12 protein-coding genes and 6 pseudogenes are annotated in these 15,629 nt (G+C 36.2%); 10 read left to right on the top strand and 8 right to left on the bottom strand.

The window, feature by feature from the left end; translation table 11 throughout:
- The first annotated feature begins 306 nt into the window (after positions 1 to 306).
- The 4 genes and pseudogenes from ABWU71_RS03330 (at position 307) to ABWU71_RS03320 (ending at position 3,455) form a co-directional block, all read left to right on the top strand.
- Complete coding sequence (locus tag ABWU71_RS03330; protein ID WP_353284782.1) at positions 307 to 1,374, top strand: quinone-dependent dihydroorotate dehydrogenase; 1,068 nt, start codon at positions 307 to 309, stop codon at positions 1,372 to 1,374.
- Between the two features lie 187 nt (positions 1,375 to 1,561).
- The gene (gene rnc / locus ABWU71_RS03325) at positions 1,562 to 2,260 is read left to right on the top strand and encodes a ribonuclease III (protein ID WP_006279914.1); all 699 of its coding nucleotides are present in this window, start codon (positions 1,562 to 1,564) and stop codon (positions 2,258 to 2,260) included.
- A gap of 81 nt (positions 2,261 to 2,341) precedes the next feature.
- Positions 2,342 to 2,477, top strand: a pseudogene (locus tag ABWU71_RS08055) (IS66 family transposase); the annotation flags it as partial.
- 118 nt (positions 2,478 to 2,595) lie between these two features.
- Positions 2,596 to 3,455, top strand: a protein-coding gene (locus ABWU71_RS03320) for an IS630 family transposase (protein WP_353284781.1) whose coding sequence is annotated in 2 segments (ribosomal slippage) — positions 2,596 to 2,920 and positions 2,920 to 3,455 — 861 coding nt in all. Because the reading frame shifts where the segments join, the coding sequence is not laid out codon by codon here.
- An 85-nt stretch (positions 3,456 to 3,540) separates the two neighbouring features.
- Here the strand turns inward: ABWU71_RS03320 and ABWU71_RS03315 are convergent.
- The 3 genes and pseudogenes from ABWU71_RS03315 to ABWU71_RS03305 form a co-directional block, all read right to left on the bottom strand.
- Positions 3,541 to 3,864 (bottom strand): annotated as a pseudogene (locus ABWU71_RS03315) (transposase); the annotation flags it as partial.
- A 27-nt stretch (positions 3,865 to 3,891) separates the two neighbouring features.
- A protein-coding gene (locus tag ABWU71_RS03310; RefSeq protein WP_353284076.1) for an IS630 family transposase occupies positions 3,892 to 4,751 on the bottom strand; the annotation gives its coding sequence in 2 pieces (ribosomal slippage) (positions 3,892 to 4,427 and positions 4,427 to 4,751; 861 coding nt in all).
- Between the two features lie 62 nt (positions 4,752 to 4,813).
- Positions 4,814 to 5,285: pseudogene (locus tag ABWU71_RS03305) on the bottom strand (IS5 family transposase); the annotation flags it as partial.
- 60 nt (positions 5,286 to 5,345) lie between these two features.
- Between ABWU71_RS03305 and ABWU71_RS03300 the strand changes: the two are divergent.
- A pseudogene (locus ABWU71_RS03300) lies at positions 5,346 to 5,684 on the top strand (hypothetical protein); the annotation flags it as partial.
- Positions 5,685 to 5,756: 72 nt separating this feature from the next.
- On the opposite strand, the gene thyX reads toward ABWU71_RS03300, so the two are convergent.
- The 4 genes from thyX to acpP all read right to left on the bottom strand — a co-directional run bounded on the left by thyX (position 5,757) and on the right by acpP (position 9,527).
- Positions 5,757 to 6,611: an FAD-dependent thymidylate synthase gene (gene thyX, locus ABWU71_RS03295; RefSeq protein WP_353284780.1), complete on the bottom strand. Its 855-nt coding sequence runs from the start codon at positions 6,609 to 6,611 to the stop codon at positions 5,757 to 5,759.
- A 9-nt stretch (positions 6,612 to 6,620) separates the two neighbouring features.
- Positions 6,621 to 7,898 carry a UDP-N-acetylglucosamine 1-carboxyvinyltransferase gene (gene murA / locus ABWU71_RS03290; RefSeq protein ID WP_353284779.1) on the bottom strand — a complete coding sequence of 426 codons (1,278 nt, stop codon included), beginning with the start codon at positions 7,896 to 7,898 and terminating at the stop codon, positions 6,621 to 6,623.
- 122 nt (positions 7,899 to 8,020) lie between these two features.
- Positions 8,021 to 9,289, bottom strand: coding sequence for a beta-ketoacyl-ACP synthase II (fabF, locus tag ABWU71_RS03285; protein ID WP_353284778.1), 1,269 nt, complete (start codon positions 9,287 to 9,289; stop codon positions 8,021 to 8,023).
- Positions 9,290 to 9,302: 13 nt separating this feature from the next.
- Complete coding sequence (gene acpP, locus ABWU71_RS03280; protein ID WP_213863337.1) at positions 9,303 to 9,527, bottom strand: acyl carrier protein; 225 nt, start codon at positions 9,525 to 9,527, stop codon at positions 9,303 to 9,305.
- Between the two features lie 181 nt (positions 9,528 to 9,708).
- Between acpP and ABWU71_RS03275 the strand changes: the two genes are divergently transcribed.
- From ABWU71_RS03275 to ABWU71_RS03255, 5 genes and pseudogenes are all read left to right on the top strand, one after another.
- Positions 9,709 to 10,716, top strand: coding sequence for a polyprenyl synthetase family protein (locus ABWU71_RS03275; protein ID WP_353284777.1), 1,008 nt, complete (start codon positions 9,709 to 9,711; stop codon positions 10,714 to 10,716).
- Positions 10,709 to 11,650, top strand: coding sequence for an FKBP-type peptidyl-prolyl cis-trans isomerase (locus ABWU71_RS03270; protein ID WP_353284776.1), 942 nt, complete (start codon positions 10,709 to 10,711; stop codon positions 11,648 to 11,650). The genes ABWU71_RS03275 and ABWU71_RS03270 overlap by 8 nt, the downstream gene beginning before the upstream one ends.
- 109 nt (positions 11,651 to 11,759) lie before the next feature.
- Positions 11,760 to 12,941: pseudogene (locus tag ABWU71_RS03265) on the top strand (IS4 family transposase); the annotation flags it as partial.
- 62 nt (positions 12,942 to 13,003) lie between these two features.
- A pseudogene (locus tag ABWU71_RS03260) lies at positions 13,004 to 13,560 on the top strand (IS630 transposase-related protein); the annotation flags it as partial.
- A 62-nt stretch (positions 13,561 to 13,622) separates the two neighbouring features.
- Positions 13,623 to 14,482 (top strand): IS630 family transposase gene (locus ABWU71_RS03255; protein WP_353284076.1). Its coding sequence is split into 2 segments (ribosomal slippage): positions 13,623 to 13,947 and positions 13,947 to 14,482, totalling 861 coding nucleotides; the frame shifts between segments, so codons are not numbered across the junction.
- A 170-nt stretch (positions 14,483 to 14,652) separates the two neighbouring features.
- Here the strand turns inward: ABWU71_RS03255 and ABWU71_RS03245 are convergent.
- Positions 14,653 to 15,624: a hypothetical protein gene (locus tag ABWU71_RS03245; protein ID WP_353284775.1), complete on the bottom strand. Its 972-nt coding sequence runs from the start codon at positions 15,622 to 15,624 to the stop codon at positions 14,653 to 14,655.
- Positions 15,625 to 15,629: the final 5 nt, after the last annotated feature.

The following is a 15,629-nucleotide window of genomic DNA, read 5'->3' as shown; positions in this document are numbered from 1 at the left end:
AATAATGTGCTGACGCTTAGTTTAAGCGCGTTTTGGCTGAATGTAGAAAAAATAAAAAAGACATGCAGCCGCTATAATTTTATGTAATCCGCCAATAAATAATCTGAGTTTTTTACTGAATTTTGTCATTGAGCCTGCAGGTCAAAAACAAGTTTTAAGTCATAAATACCCTTATTGTCATAATAAGGGGGCTGGCGAAGCTTGTCAAGTAAGTTTTTTGTTTCTATTTCCAATAAAAGTTCGTTATATGGTTATGCAAGAGGTCTAATTTCTTTTCAAGTTATGGTTATACTCTTATAGCGTTTCATGGTAAAAAATAAACTAAAAATAAGCAAAGTGTTTTACAAAATGATATTACGTGATTTATTGTTTTTACTGCCGCCCGAAGTTGCTCACTCTTTGGCAATTATGGCATTAAAGAAAATGCCTTATAGAAAACCTATAGAGCTACCAGAATCTTTGAGTGTGAATTTTTTTGGTAATAAGCTCAGAAGCCCCGTGGGCCTGGCTGCAGGTTTTGACAAAAATGCAGAAGTTATAAGGCCTATGCTTTCATTTGGTTTTGGGTTTATTGAAACTGGTACTGTAACTCGTAATCCACAATATGGAAACAAAAAACCAAGAATTTTTCGGTTAATTAAAGATCAAGGGGTAATTAACAGATTGGGATTTAACAATAAAGGAATAGACTATTTTCTTAAACAAATAGATGAAACCAAGCTTGATGACTGCATTTTTGGTATAAATATAGGAAAAAATAGTGCATCGAAAGACCAAATCCGTGATTATGTTGATTTAATAAAGATGGTATATGGAAAAAGCAATTATATAGTGCTGAACATCTCATCCCCAAACACGCCTAATTTACGCAATCTGCACAATAAGCAAGAATTATCGGAATTGTTGAAATCCATCCGGAAATCAATTGATAATTCTAAATCCATACCAATAACATTAAAAATCTCACCAGATGTAGATCAGCAAACGAAAGAAAATATCGCTGAGCTTGCATTGGAATATAAAATTGATGGTTTAACAGTAAGCAACACTACGGTCAGTCGGAATAACTTACATTCCCACCACAACGAGAGTGGCGGATTGAGTGGCAAACCACTGTTCAAACTTTCAACCGAGTTATTGGGCGATATGTACAAATTTACTAAGGGCAAAATATTATTGATAGGGTGCGGAGGAATCTCAAGTGGTGCTGATGCATATAAAAAAATAAAGGCAGGAGCCTCTTTGGTGCAGTTGTACACTGCTCTCATATACCACGGACCTCAAGTTGTAAACAAAATTAATCTAGAACTTGCAGAACTCATAAGGAGAGATGGATTTAGTAACATTAGTGAGGTGGTGGGTTGTATACATTAGACATCTTCTCTGTCACCTAAGTAGCCGACACTGGAATAACATCGATGAATCATTACTCAAATAATGGCTATGCAAGAGCTCTATTAAACTGTACATTTTGAAAGTTGTTGGTACTATTTTAATAAAATAAAACTAATTCTTTGGTATAAAGGTGTGGTAGGAAGTGTTTTTCTTTTAAATAATGGGTATGAAGAGTTTGAATGATGCAATATCTAAGATCATTGATTATAAATTTACAAATTATGCAATATTAGAAGAGGCACTAACTCACCCAAGCGTAAATAAAAGGAATAGCAAAAACCAGATTGTAAGCTACGAAAGACTAGAGTTTTTGGGCGATAGTGTTTTGAATATGGTCGTATCTGCCACACTGTTTAAACTATTTCCTGAAGAAAAAGAAGGAGCATTGGCAAAAAGAAAGACGGATTTAGTTTGTGGCAACACCATTGCTAATGTTGCTAAAGAAATAAAATTAGGCAGCTTTATCATCATGAATAATAGTGAACGCTGCAATGGAGGGAGATGTAACTTAAAAAATTTAGAAAACTCGCTTGAAGCACTAATAGGTGCAATTTATATTGATGGCGGACTTGAAAATGTTGAAAAATTTATTATCCAATATTGGGAAAAGCTAGCTAAAGGCATGCTTGACCCCCCTCAAGATCCTAAAACCTCACTGCAAGAGTGGACTCAGAAAAACAAATTGCCTTTACCAGAGTATGAGCTTGTAAAACAAACTGGACCAGCGCACAATCCTGAATTTACTATATCAGTTTGCATAGAAGATTATGGTAAAGTTTCTGCATGCGCTTCTAGTAAAAAGATTGCTGAACAAAAAGCTGCTGAGTTGATGCTAGAAAAAATTGGAAAAGACGCTTCAGTTTAGGCAAAATAGGCATTAATGTAAGTTTTAAGGAAGCTAATAGCGTTTAGGGGAAATGGTCAATTTAAGGAGAAGCATAGTATTATTCATAAAAAAGTTGATCTACCAAAAATCAAGCCTTATGTAGTGGAATATCAATGGCCGTTGTCGGAGATGCGGAAAAAAAGGAAGTAGCAAGTTACCAAAAGGTGTTATGCCAGATACATTTGGTCCAAGAGTTGTTTTATGAAGTTGACAGAGTCAAGGAGAATGAAAGTTTTAAAAAATTTGATATTATAGCTCTTTTCATAGAAGTCCGGATGTGATAAGATAAGGATAGACGATGATAAGGAGGTTGAGTGCCAGCAGCATATAGTTATGACTTAAGGAAAAAAGCAATGGAAGCGCTAGAGGAGGGAGGAAGCAGAGAAACAGTGGCAGCAAGATTTAAAATTGGACGAACTACTTTATGGGAGTGGCAGCAAAGAAGAAAAGAAACAGGAGACTTTCAATCAAAAAAACTTGGAAATGGAGGTTACAATCACAAAATCACCGACTGGGATGCCTTTGCTAAATTTGCCAGAGAAAACGGAGGAAAGACTCTGTCGGAAATGGCTAAACTTTGGGGCAACGTTAGTATCCAAACGATCCACCGAGCTCTCAGAAAAATTGGATTTACGCGCAAAAAAAGACATATGGATACAAGGAAAGAAACGAAGAAAAACGTGCTGAATTCTTAAAAATTATAGCAACAAAAGAACCAGAAAACTTAGTTTATATAGATGAGTCTGGCATTGATAACACAGAGGACTATCCATATGGGTATTGCCAGAAAGGACAGCGGTTTTATGGCCTAAAATCTGGAAAGAAAACTCAACGAATCAGTATGGTTGCAGCCTTAAGTAGAAGAAAGATAGTTGCTCCATTAACCTTTGAAGGCCACTGTAATATGGATGTTTTTAATGGATGGTTTGAGCAATTTTTGACACCGATCTTGGAACCTGGACAGACTGTCATTCTTGACAATGCTACTTTTCATAAGTCTGGTAAGATTATCGAGCTTGCTAGAGGAGTTGGTGCAGAAATTTTGTATCTGCCGCCGTATTCTCCAGATTTCAACAAAATTGAGCATCATTGGTTTGCTATAAAAAACAGAGCTAGGAAAAACATTCCTCTATTCGAATCCTTTCGTCGTGCTGTTGATTTTGCCTTCCTATGACCTGTTCGGACTATTATGAGAAATGCTATAACTTCTGTAATCTTTCTTTTGTAGCTAAGCGAGAGCTTTCTATCTTAGAGCCTGTTCATAATCTTTTCAGAAGTAAGGCAGTGAAAGCCAGAACGACCATTTGTAGGCTAGTATTGAGTTTTCGCTCACAATTTTTCCACAATCTTCTACATTTTTCTAACCAAGCAAAAGATCGCTCCACAACCCATCTTTTGGGCAATACAACAAAGGAATGTAATTCATTTCTTTTTATCACTTCAACGGTTGCACCAATAATCGTTTTTATTTGAGTTGCAAAATTCTCTCCAGTATAGCCTGCATCAACCAGTACATTTTTAACTCCCGAGAGGTTTTCTTTTGCATTTTCGACCATTCTCACAGCACTGCTACGGTCAGTTATAGCATTTCTCATAATAGTCCGAACAGGTCATAGGAAGGCAGAATCAACAGCACGACGAAAGGATTCGAATAGAGGAATGTTTTTCCTAGCTCTGTTTTTTATAGCAAACCAATGATGCTCAATTTTGTTGAAATCTGGAGAATACGGCGGCAGATACAAAATTTCTGCACCAACTCCTCTAGCAAGCTCGATAATCTTACCAGACTTATGAAAAGTAGCATTGTCAAGAATGACAGTCTGTCCAGGTTCCAAGATCGGTGTCAAAAATTGCTCAAACCATCCATTAAAAACATCCATATTACAGTGGCCTTCAAAGGTTAATGGAGCAACTATCTTTCTTCTACTTAAGGCTGCAACCATACTGATTCGTTGAGTTTTCTTTCCAGATTTTAGGCCATAAAACCGCTGTCCTTTCTGGCAATACCCATATGGATAGTCCTCTGTGTTATCAATGCCAGACTCATCTATATAAACTAAGTTTTCTGGTTCTTTTGTTGCTATAATTTTTAAGAATTCAGCACGTTTTTCTTCGTTTCTTTCCTTGTATCCATATGTCTTTTTTTGCGCGTAAATCCAATTTTTCTGAGAGCTCGGTGGATCGTTTGGATACTAACGTTGCCCCAAAGTTTAGCCATTTCCGACAGAGTCTTTCCTCCGTTTTCTCTGGCAAATTTAGCAAAGGCATCCCAGTCGGTGATTTTGTGATTGTAACCTCCATTTCCAAGTTTTTTTGATTGAAAGTCTCCTGTTTCTTTTCTTCTTTGCTGCCACTCCCATAAAGTAGTTCGTCCAATTTTAAATCTTGCTGCCACTGTTTCTCTGCTTCCTCCCTCCTCTAGCGCTTCCATTGCTTTTTTCCTTAAGTCATAACTATATGCTGCTGGCACTCAACCTCCTTATCATCGTCTATCCTTATCTTATCACATCCGGACTTCTATGAAAAGAGCTATATCTCTGCTGTTGTTATATAAATTGCATGGGGCAAACCTTGCGTATCTACTGCAATATGGCGTTTTATTCCTGAAATCTTTTTGCCTGCATCATAGCCTTTTTCTTCAGCAGTATCTGCATTTTTTACACTCTGTGCATCAATTATGCAGAAGCTGGTTTTTTCTTTCCGACCATTGTTTTGTCGGACCACGCCAACTATTTTTTTTTAACACCAGCTCCAGAACACTTTCTTTATCTGCATCTGGTTTTTCACTCCACTTCTTAAAATAGTCGTAACAATTGCGCCATTTTGGAAACTCTTTTGGTAGCATTCTCCACTGACAACCGCTTTTCAGAACGTATAACACTCCACAAAATACATCATACAAATCAAGTTTCCTTGGTTTTGTTTTTTTTCTACAGGACTATAGATCTGGTAACATAATCTCAAATCTTTCCCGACTTATATCACTTGGGTATAAACTCCTCATATATCCTAACTTATATATATTATCTCTTAGTTTATTCCTTTCTTGAGATCATGTATAGGTTCTAACAGTGTTGCAAATTCACAACATCCCTTAAAAATAAAGACAGGAAGTCCTCTTGAAGTGGGAAAGTATAAGGTGGAGCTGCAAGTGACATATGATGATATAAAGAATTTTTATGATACCGTACGTGGTAAATATCATGCTGGCGATGGATATAACTACGAACAAGTAATGGTTTTATATAATGAAATTGTTAGGCCAGCTCACAATCATCATTACGAGCAATTTACTCTTGATGAAGCACATGTTGCTAACGATCACCTGTTTATCAAAGGTCAGGATTTTGGAACTCTAAATGATTTCAATGAGATGTTCTATAAAAGTGATGAGTTAATGTGATGTAAAAAGCAAGATTCAATCTGGTGAACGAGAGTTAACTGACAGAGGAGATTGACACGTATGCCTTTATCTTTAAGATTGTTTATCAAGTATAGACATCAGCTCGTCCCATTCTCTTTTACCAATATTACTTTCTTCTCTAGTAACGTTTTCCCCTTTAATTAATTTGCGAATTATTTCTAGACCAGTTTTTGAAATACAGGCTGATTCTAGGCAATATTCAACAAAGGCATTGTAGGCCAGTGGAACCCACTTCTTTATTATATCGAGCATAACTTCTGCATAGACTCTAATTTCATATTGGGCGTGCTTATCAGCTCTAAGCTTCAAAAAATGAAGGAGGTTATGCAGATCTATTTTCCAATAAAATTGCGTGTAGTAATTAAGCGTTAGGTTAGTTCGGGCAATTTCTCTTGCAAGCCCCTGCTCAATAAATTTTTCATAATGAGAATATACTAAATTAGAGTCATTTGTTAGAGAATCTATTATTTCCTTTGAGGTATCTGGATCAAAAGCTTCCCCGCTACCTTGTTTATTATTGTCAGATTGTTTTGCAACTTGTTCTGGTTTTGGTATATAAAATTCATTATCAAGTATTGAATACCTTGCCGAATATTCATTCACATTTGCAGTTCTATGCCTTATCCATTGCCTTGCAACAAAAATTGGAAGTTTCACGTGAAACTTAATTTCACACATTTCAAATGGAGTTGTATGATGATGTCTCATTAAATACTTTATAAGTGCTTCATCCTGACTTATCTGTTTTGTTCCCTTGCCATAAGAAACACGAGCAGCTTGAACTATAGCGCTATCAGAGCCCATATAATCCATTACTCGAATAAATCCATGATCTAGTACCTTATGCTCCTCGTACAGAATTTCATCTATTTCTTTCACTGTGACTCGTTTAGTTGTTTCATTCATAGTATGTCCTCAAGATGAAATAGAGATATCAGCTCCACATGAATTGAGTTTTTCGTGCATTGCTTCATATCCTCTCCATAAATGATGCGAATTGTTTATTGTAGTTTCTCCGCTAGCTGCCAAAGAAGCAAGTACCAAAGCTGCTGTTGACCTTAAGTCAGTGGCACACAGATTAGCTCCAGATAAGCTTTTTATTCCATTTATAGTAGCTTTATTTTTCTCTATGCTGATATTAGCGCCTAACTTTCTCAATTCATCTGCATGTGCAAATCTGTTTTCAAAAATGTTCTCTTCAATTACTGATATCCCATCAGCAATGCACATTGCGGACATTAGTTGTGGTTGCATATCACTGGGGAAATTTGGATAAGGGTTTGTTGCAATGTTAGCAGACCTAATAGAGCAATTTTTTCTGGAAATCATAACCCCATCATTATATAGCTCAACATTAGCCCCTATAGCCTTCAATTCATTCACAATACATCTTATATCAGATAGACTTATTCCTTCTAACTCCAACTTACCACCGGTTATTATAGCAGCTAGTGCATAAGTACCTGCTTCTATGCGATCTGGTATTATTTTATGAACACATCCATTTAATGCTTCAACTCCTGTTATTGTGATCCTTGTACCACTAATCTCAATATTAGCACCCATTTTCTTTAGGAACTCTATTAAATTAAGAACTTCCGGCTCTGTTGCAGCATTGTTTATTATTGTCACTCCTTCTGCAAGTGTTGCTGCCATTATTATATTTTCTGTTGCACCAACGCTTATTTTCTCAAGTGTAACTTCTTTTCCTTGTAGCTTTCCTTTCACTGTTGCAATTATATTACAGCCTTCAACTTCAATTTTAGCTCCCATTTCTTCTAATGCTTTGATATGCATATCAACGGGACGCTTTCCGATATTGCATCCACCAGGAAAGACTGTTGTGATTTTACCAAATCTACTGAGAATTGGACCTAGCATTAAAAGAGATGCTCGCAGCTTACTTGCAGTTTCGTGTGACATTACGTGATTGTTGATATTACCGCAGTCAACTTTCAAAGTATGATTTGCTTTATAATCTTTATTGTGTGTAAAGTTCACTTTCGCTCCAAGACTCTCAAGCAGCTTAGACATTAGATGCACATCAATTAAATCAGGTACATTATGCAAAATTACCGGGAAGCTACTCAATAGACTTGCTGCCATTATTGGTAAAATAGCATTCTTTGAACCATTAATCTTGATTTTTCCAACCAGGGGTTTGTAGTTATTTCTTATTAATATCTTGTGCATTTAATTAAGCTAGATCTTACCAAATAAGTATAGTAAATCGACAGTAAAAGGCAAATTACAGATAATATAGCTATCACAGATCATAATGTTCGTACATTTTAGCTATTCAGCAGCAGAATTGATTACACTTGTCCAAAGATGAGCGATGCATTAGTGCCACCAAAACCAAACGAATTAGAAAGTGCATATTGAATTTTATGCTCCTGAGCTTTAAACGGTACAAAATTTAAATCACATCCTTCTGAAGGTTTATGTAAATTTAAGGTTGGCGGAATAATTCCATTATTTAACGCAAGAATACTGAATATTGCTTCAACGCTCCCTGCAGCACCAAGTAAATGTCCTATAGAAGATTTAGTTGAAGAAACAGGTATTTTATAAACGTAGTCACCAAATAACTGTTTCATTGCTATTACTTCAATTTTATCTCCAAGTGGCGTTGAAGTTCCATGTGCATTGATATATCCTACTTGATTTGGATTAATTTGCGCACTTTTTAAGGCAAGCTGCATTGCCTTAAATGCACCTCTTCCTTCTGGCTGTGGTGCTGTAATGTGGTGCGCATCTCCTGTGAGTCCGTACCCAAGCAGTTCAGCATGTATTTTTGCCCCCCTTTTTTTTGCATGTTCGTATTCCTCCAGCACCAATATACCTGCTCCTTCACCCATAACAAAACCATCGCGTTCTGCATCCCATGGTCTTGAAGCTTCTTTGGGTTTATCATTGAATTTAGTTGATAACGCCTTCATAGACGCAAAACCTGCAATTCCAACTCTACACAGTGCACTTTCTGCTCCACCTGCAATCATAATATCCGCTTCACCAAGTTTTATAGTTCTTGCTGAATTTATGATTGCATGCGCACCTGTTGCACATGCGGTTACTGCTGAATCGTTTGGACCTGTAAATTCGTATTTAATAGAAATATGGCCAGATATCAAATTTATTAGACTTGCAGGGACAAAAAATGGACTGACACGTCTGGGCCCTTTTTCCTGCATGGTAATAACATTTTCCTGAATTGACGGAAGACCACCTATACCAGAGCCAATAGTTACGCCAACACGTTCTCTATCTACTTTTGAATCTTCTAAAGATGAATCTTCCACAGCTTGAATCGCTGCTGCAATACCGTAATGGATAAAACGATCTGTCCTTTTTGAGTCTTTCTCAGAAATATAATCTAGTGGATTGAAATGGTGCTCAATGTTGTCTGATTGCAACGGCACCTGCCCTGCAATTTTGCAAGCAAGATCAGAAGAGTCAAATCTATCTGTATTGATTGCTTTTATGCCAGACTCGCCTTTTATCAGCCTTGACCAAGTGTTGTCAACATCTGCCGCTAGCGGAGTGATTAAACCAACACCAGTGACTACTACTCTTCTGCTCATTTAACACTAACTATTAGCCTTTTTTATTATTAATGTACTCAACTATTTGCTCCATAGTTTCCATTTTTTGTGCATCTTCATCTGGAATTTCTATTCCAAACTCTTCTTCTGCCGCCATGATGATTTCAACTGCATCTAAACTGTCTGTACCATGCTCCGAAAGCTTTGAAGAGCTGTTGAATTTCTCTACATCCTTACTAATGTGCTCTAGTATAATCTTTTTCACTTTTTCTTCTATGTCTTCTCTAGTGCTCTTTGCTAGTTCGCTATTCACATTTCTTACCAAAAAAATAACCTATTCTTTGATGTTATAAAAAATTTTTATGTTTGCAATATCTTTTATAACTGGTAGACTAAAGTAAGGTTTTCTATTGCCCTAGCTGGCTAGCGTTACGTGCTAAACAATTAACAATTCAAAAATGCTAGACGAAACAACAAAAAATTTGCTTATTGTAGAAGTAAATAAACTTTTACCCGAAAATAGCGAGAATAAGCTTATATCAGCTATGCGTTATATACTCCTTGCTCCTGCAAAACATATACGCTCCTTTTTAGTCGTAGCTTCATCGCGAGTGTTTAACGCGGAAGCTAAAAAAGTAATACCAGTTGCTGCAGCAATTGAATTTGTTCATGCTTACTCTCTAATTCACGATGATTTACCGTGCATGGACAACAGTGATACTCGCAGAAGCCAGCTAAGCTGCCATAAAAAATTTGATGAAGCAACAGCAGTGCTTGCCGGAGATGCACTACTTACTCTGGCTTTTGAGGTATTATCTTCGTTAAATGAGAAACGCTGTGAGATCATGAAAGTTCTTTCTCAGGCAATAGGAATTAGGGGAATGGTGGGAGGACAGGCTTTAGATATTAACAGTGAGCATATAGATTTTAGACCCCAACCCTCTGTCATTCAAGTAGCGGACACTGGGATCCAGAAGGCTTTGCCTACAAGCATTTCGTGCAAAAAGCCATGCGATGGTGGAGCTGAACATGAAATGGATTCCAGTGTCAGCTACTCGAATGACACCCTTTCTACCTTAAAACCACAACATTCGTACGGCTGTATGTATAACGCTGGAATGACGTCGGGCCAAGCTGATAAAATAAAAGAAATTCATTTGATGAAAACCGCAAAACTATTTGCAGCTTCATGTGAAATAGGCGCTATAATAGGAAATGCTACAGACAAGCAACGTAAAGCGTTATATAACTATGGAATAAATCTAGGGCTTATCTTTCAAGCTAAGGATGATATTGAAGACTACGAACAAGATAAAACAAATAATTTAATGTCTGTGCTTGGTAAAAGTGAAGTAGAGGACTATATAGACAGCCTCTTTAAACAAGGCTTGGATAATTTGAGTGCGCTTTCAGGGGATACTAATTATTTATATGATTTATTGAATCAAGTAAAGAAAGATGGTTAGAAAAATTATATTACAAATGCTTATTTCCATAGTAATGATTCTCACTTTAACTTCTGCTTTTATGTTTACTATTGTCTATATAAACAAAGGTAAACCGGAAAAAAAGGACAAGCTTTATGAGATAAATGCCACGCATGGTGGTTTGATACAGACGATAGCATATTACCTAGTGAAGCCAATACTTGAATCAGCACTTGACCGCTATATTGAAAAGCATGGGCTGACGGAATATTTAGAAGAAATGACGCAGCAAAAAGAAGAAGATTCGATAAATTTTTATGAAATTACTGAAGGCAGTGGCAGCAAGGCTTTTTGTGGCCTGGAAGTCCTATTGCAAATATATAAAATTTCTAATAATAACTCAGCAACACTCCCTAGCAGAGTTTCTTATGTTACTTTGAAAATAGGTCAAGATGACCTAAAAGAAGTGAGTTTAGGGGTAATAGGTATGAAAGAAGGCGGAGAGCGTGTAGTTACTATTGCCAATGATAACAAAATGAATTTTAATTCTTATTACGTCAAACTGATCGAAGTAAAGGGTAAATATCCCGACTCAGTAAATAATCTGATGGTTTTTAATGACTTAATTAACAAGACTGGAAAACAAGTAAGGTGCGGTGATGAGATATCGGTTAAATATAGCGTAAAGGAGCATAATGGGGAATATATAGTCAAAGATCAAACAGTGCAATTTAGGGTTGGCGATAAAAAAATACCACTTGCTATAGAGCTTGGAGTTGTGGGAATGAGAGCTGGTAATAAAAGAACTATTCTTTCTCCGCCTGACCTTTTGACTATTACTAACGATATGTTAATAAAAGACATAGATTATGATGAAGAAAATATCTCAATAATTGACTTAAGCTTAGATGTTAAGCAAGAGGTTGCAGCACACCATTCTACTGTTGAAAAACAGCCTAAAGAATATAGCTGAAGGGAGTGTTAAATAAACCATACGCGTCAAGTTAAGGAAAAAGATATGAAGGAGATAGAATAATAAGATATAAGTTCTTTCAGATATACTTTTAGTGAGAGAGCTAACGATGAATAAAATAACTTGCCTATCAAACAACCTCAACAAATTTTTCAATGAAATGGCAAATGAGGTATCAATTGAAACAGGATTTGTAAAAAGGAAGAGAAAGCTGAGCGGTTCATCATTCATAAAAGCTATAATTTGGGGTAATATAGGAATTGAAAACTGCAGCATAGATGCAATGCGCCAATTATTAAACGAAGAATCTGTGGTAATGACGAAACAGGGTTTAGATTTCAGGTTTACTAAAGAAGCAGTAGAATTTATGAAGAGAATGTACAATGAATCTATGGCTTTATTTAAAAATATCCTGCAAATTGATTGTAGAATCTTGCAGCAATTTAAAGGCGTCAAGTTATTGGATAGTGGCTATATTAGCCTGCCTAACAGTATGAAAAATCTGTATAAAGGGTATGGTACTAGTTACAAAGGCTATGAGAGTAACACTAAGTCTGGGATAAATTTACAATTAGTTTTTGATTACTTAAATCAGACATTGGATCAACTTAACATAACGGAGGGAGTAAGGTCAGACCAAGGTTATAGGGAGCATTTGATCGATATATCAAGTAACGATTTGCTAATATCTGACCTTGGTTATTTTGTCCCAAGTTCTTTTAAACAGATCAATGAAACGGGAGCTTATTTTATTAGTCGTTATAAATCTGATACCAATATATATGCTATAGAAACAAATCAAAAAATGGAATTATTGGAATGTTTAGGAGACAAGCTATTTTTAGAAACTGAGGTATTATTGGGAAAAGAAGCAAAGATTAGAGTAAGAATGATATGTCATAAACTAACTGAAGAGCAGTCTCTAGCCAGAAGAAGAAAAGCTAATAAATTGGCAAAATCACATGGATATACATCTTCCAAAAGGAATCAAAAATTGTTGAACTGGTCAATATTCATAACTAATATTCCAGAGGATAAAATTAGTGCTGAGCAAGTATTAACAATCTACAGAGTAAGGTGGCAAATTGAGTTGTTATTTAAACTATACAAGAGCTACATAAGACTTGATGAACTAAAAGGGAAGCCATACAGAGTATTGTGTGAATTATATGCTAAATTATGTGCAATTCTCATATTTCATGGAATGGTCAGTTGTACAAAACTAAAAAAGAATACAGAACTCAGTTTAACAAAGGCATTTATTGAGCTAAAAAGGCGGATTAGAGAGTTATAGCTCTTTTCATAGAAGTCCGGATGTGATAAGATAAGGATAGACGATGATAAGGAGGTTGAGTGCCAGCAGCATATAGTTATGACTTAAGGAAAAAAGCAATGGAAGCGCTAGAGGAGGGAGGAAGCAGAGAAACAGTGGCAGCAAGATTTAAAATTGGACGAACTACTTTATGGGAGTGGCAGCAAAGAAGAAAAGAAACAGGAGACTTTCAATCAAAAAAACTTGGAAATGGAGGTTACAATCACAAAATTACCGACTGGGATGCCTTTGCTAAATTTGCCAGAGAAAACGGAGGAAAGACTCTGTCGGAAATGGCTAAACTTTGGGGCAACGTTAGTATCCAAACGATCCACCGAGCTCTCAGAAAAATTGGATTTACGCGCAAAAAAAGACATATGGATACAAGGAAAGAAACGAAGAAAAACGTGCTGAATTCTTAAAAATTATAGCAACAAAAGAACCAGAAAACTTAGTTTATATAGATGAGTCTGGCATTGATAACACAGAGGACTATCCATATGGGTATTGCCAGAAAGGACAGCGGTTTTATGGCCTAAAATCTGGAAAGAAAACTCAACGAATCAGTATGGTTGCAGCCTTAAGTAGAAGAAAGATATAGCTCTTTTCATAGAAGTCCGGATGTGATAAGATAAGGATAGACGATGATAAGGAGGTTGAGTGCCAGCAGCATATAGTTATGACTTAAGGAAAAAAGCAATGGAAGCGCTAGAGGAGGGAGGAAGCAGAGAAACAGTGGCAGCGAGATTTAAAATTGGACGAACTACTTTATGGGAGTGGCAGCAAAGAAGAAAAGAAACAGGAGACTTTCAATCAAAAAAACTTGGAAATGGAGGTTACAATCACAAAATTACCGACTGGGATGCCTTTGCTAAATTTGCCAGAGAAAACGGAGGAAAGACTCTGTCGGAAATGGCTAAACTTTGGGGCAACGTTAGTATCCAAACGATCCACCGAGCTCTCAGAAAAATTGGATTTACGCGCAAAAAAAGACATATGGATACAAGGAAAGAAACGAAGAAAAACGTGCTGAATTCTTAAAAATTATAGCAACAAAAGAACCAGAAAACTTAGTTTATATAGATGAGTCTGGCATTGATAACACAGAGGACTATCCATATGGGTATTGCCAGAAAGGACAGCGGTTTTATGGCCTAAAATCTGGAAAGAAAACTCAACGAATCAGTATGGTTGCAGCCTTAAGTAGAAGAAAGATAGTTGCTCCATTAACCTTTGAAGGCCACTGTAATATGGATGTTTTTAATGGATGGTTTGAGCAATTTTTGACACCGATCTTGGAACCTGGACAGACTGTCATTCTTGACAATGCTACTTTTCATAAGTCTGGTAAGATTATCGAGCTTGCTAGAGGAGTTGGTGCAGAAATTTTGTATCTGCCGCCGTATTCTCCAGATTTCAACAAAATTGAGCATCATTGGTTTGCTATAAAAAACAGAGCTAGGAAAAACATTCCTCTATTCGAATCCTTTCGTCGTGCTGTTGATTCTGCCTTCCTATGACCTGTTCGGACTATTATGAGAAATGCTATATTTTTAGTATTAACTAAAATTAATAGCTTAAAAGAATTTCTTAGAAAACTTACTATAACTTGGTCGCAATTTTCATTAAAAGACAAACGTAGAAGGGCTAGAGTATCCACTTTAACCTCTCTAAATTTGTTCACAATCTCTTAACTTGACGCGTATGGTTTATTTAACACTCCCTTTTGAATACCAATTTTTTGATCTGTTGCAAGTGCTTCTACTGAATTTTCTGGTTGTAATCTTTCTGGAACTAACAGTGTGTTGCTTTCCTCTGGAGAAACTGACTCATTAGCATCTTTAAATTCTTCATCCGTGTCGCTCTCGCTACTATTTACACAACTATCATTATCTTTTGCATCAAACCACTCATCTCTACCATCTCCATCAATTTGAGTTTCCATTTCCCCTGTGATATTCTCCTGATGATTAAGTAGCTCTTGATCTGGTTGTACAAAGCGTTGCATTGCTTTCACTTCTAACAATCCCTCGATGACAAGGCCGTATTCGCCTCTACTTGGTATGTTTCTATTGTAATTCTGTAAAACACCCTTAATATTTTCACTAAAATATTTATTTGTCTCTGCTAAAATTTTTTGCTGTTCAAAAGTAATTTCTTCAGGCTTATCAATATCCACAATGCCCACAACAAAATCTTCTAAGGTTTCTTTTAATTCTGGATTAAGTTCTACATATTGAATTAGCTTATTAGCCAAATCTTCCAGAAATGGTTTAATATTTTCTTTTGTAATAGCATTTTGTTGCATTTCCTGCTTTTGTTCTTCTTCCAAATAGTGATCATATTGTGCCACGATTTCGGAGCTAATTTCGTTTATACTACCAATAATTTGACCCCATGTACCTTGAATGCAAGCACTGCTATTTTCACCATAAGTTGTTGCTGCTATATATATTTGTTTTAGGAGAACAAACTCTTTTTGCTCTCTCCAGATCTTTTCTATATCTAAGTCACTGATTTCTTTAAACAACTCATCTACTTTTTTACCGTCATCTATACCATTTAATAATCCATGTAGTTCTGTTTTATTAAACTGTTCTTTATCGAGGATTACGCTATTTCCAAGTTTTTCTTTTACCTTAGAACCTGTACATGATCTCAAGAAAG

The organism is Wolbachia endosymbiont (group A) of Lasioglossum fulvicorne (assembly GCF_964028605.1).
GTDB lineage: Bacteria > Pseudomonadota > Alphaproteobacteria > Rickettsiales > Anaplasmataceae > Wolbachia.
The sequence above is the reverse complement of the archived record's forward strand: the minus strand, read 5'-3'. Positions and strand labels throughout refer to the sequence as shown.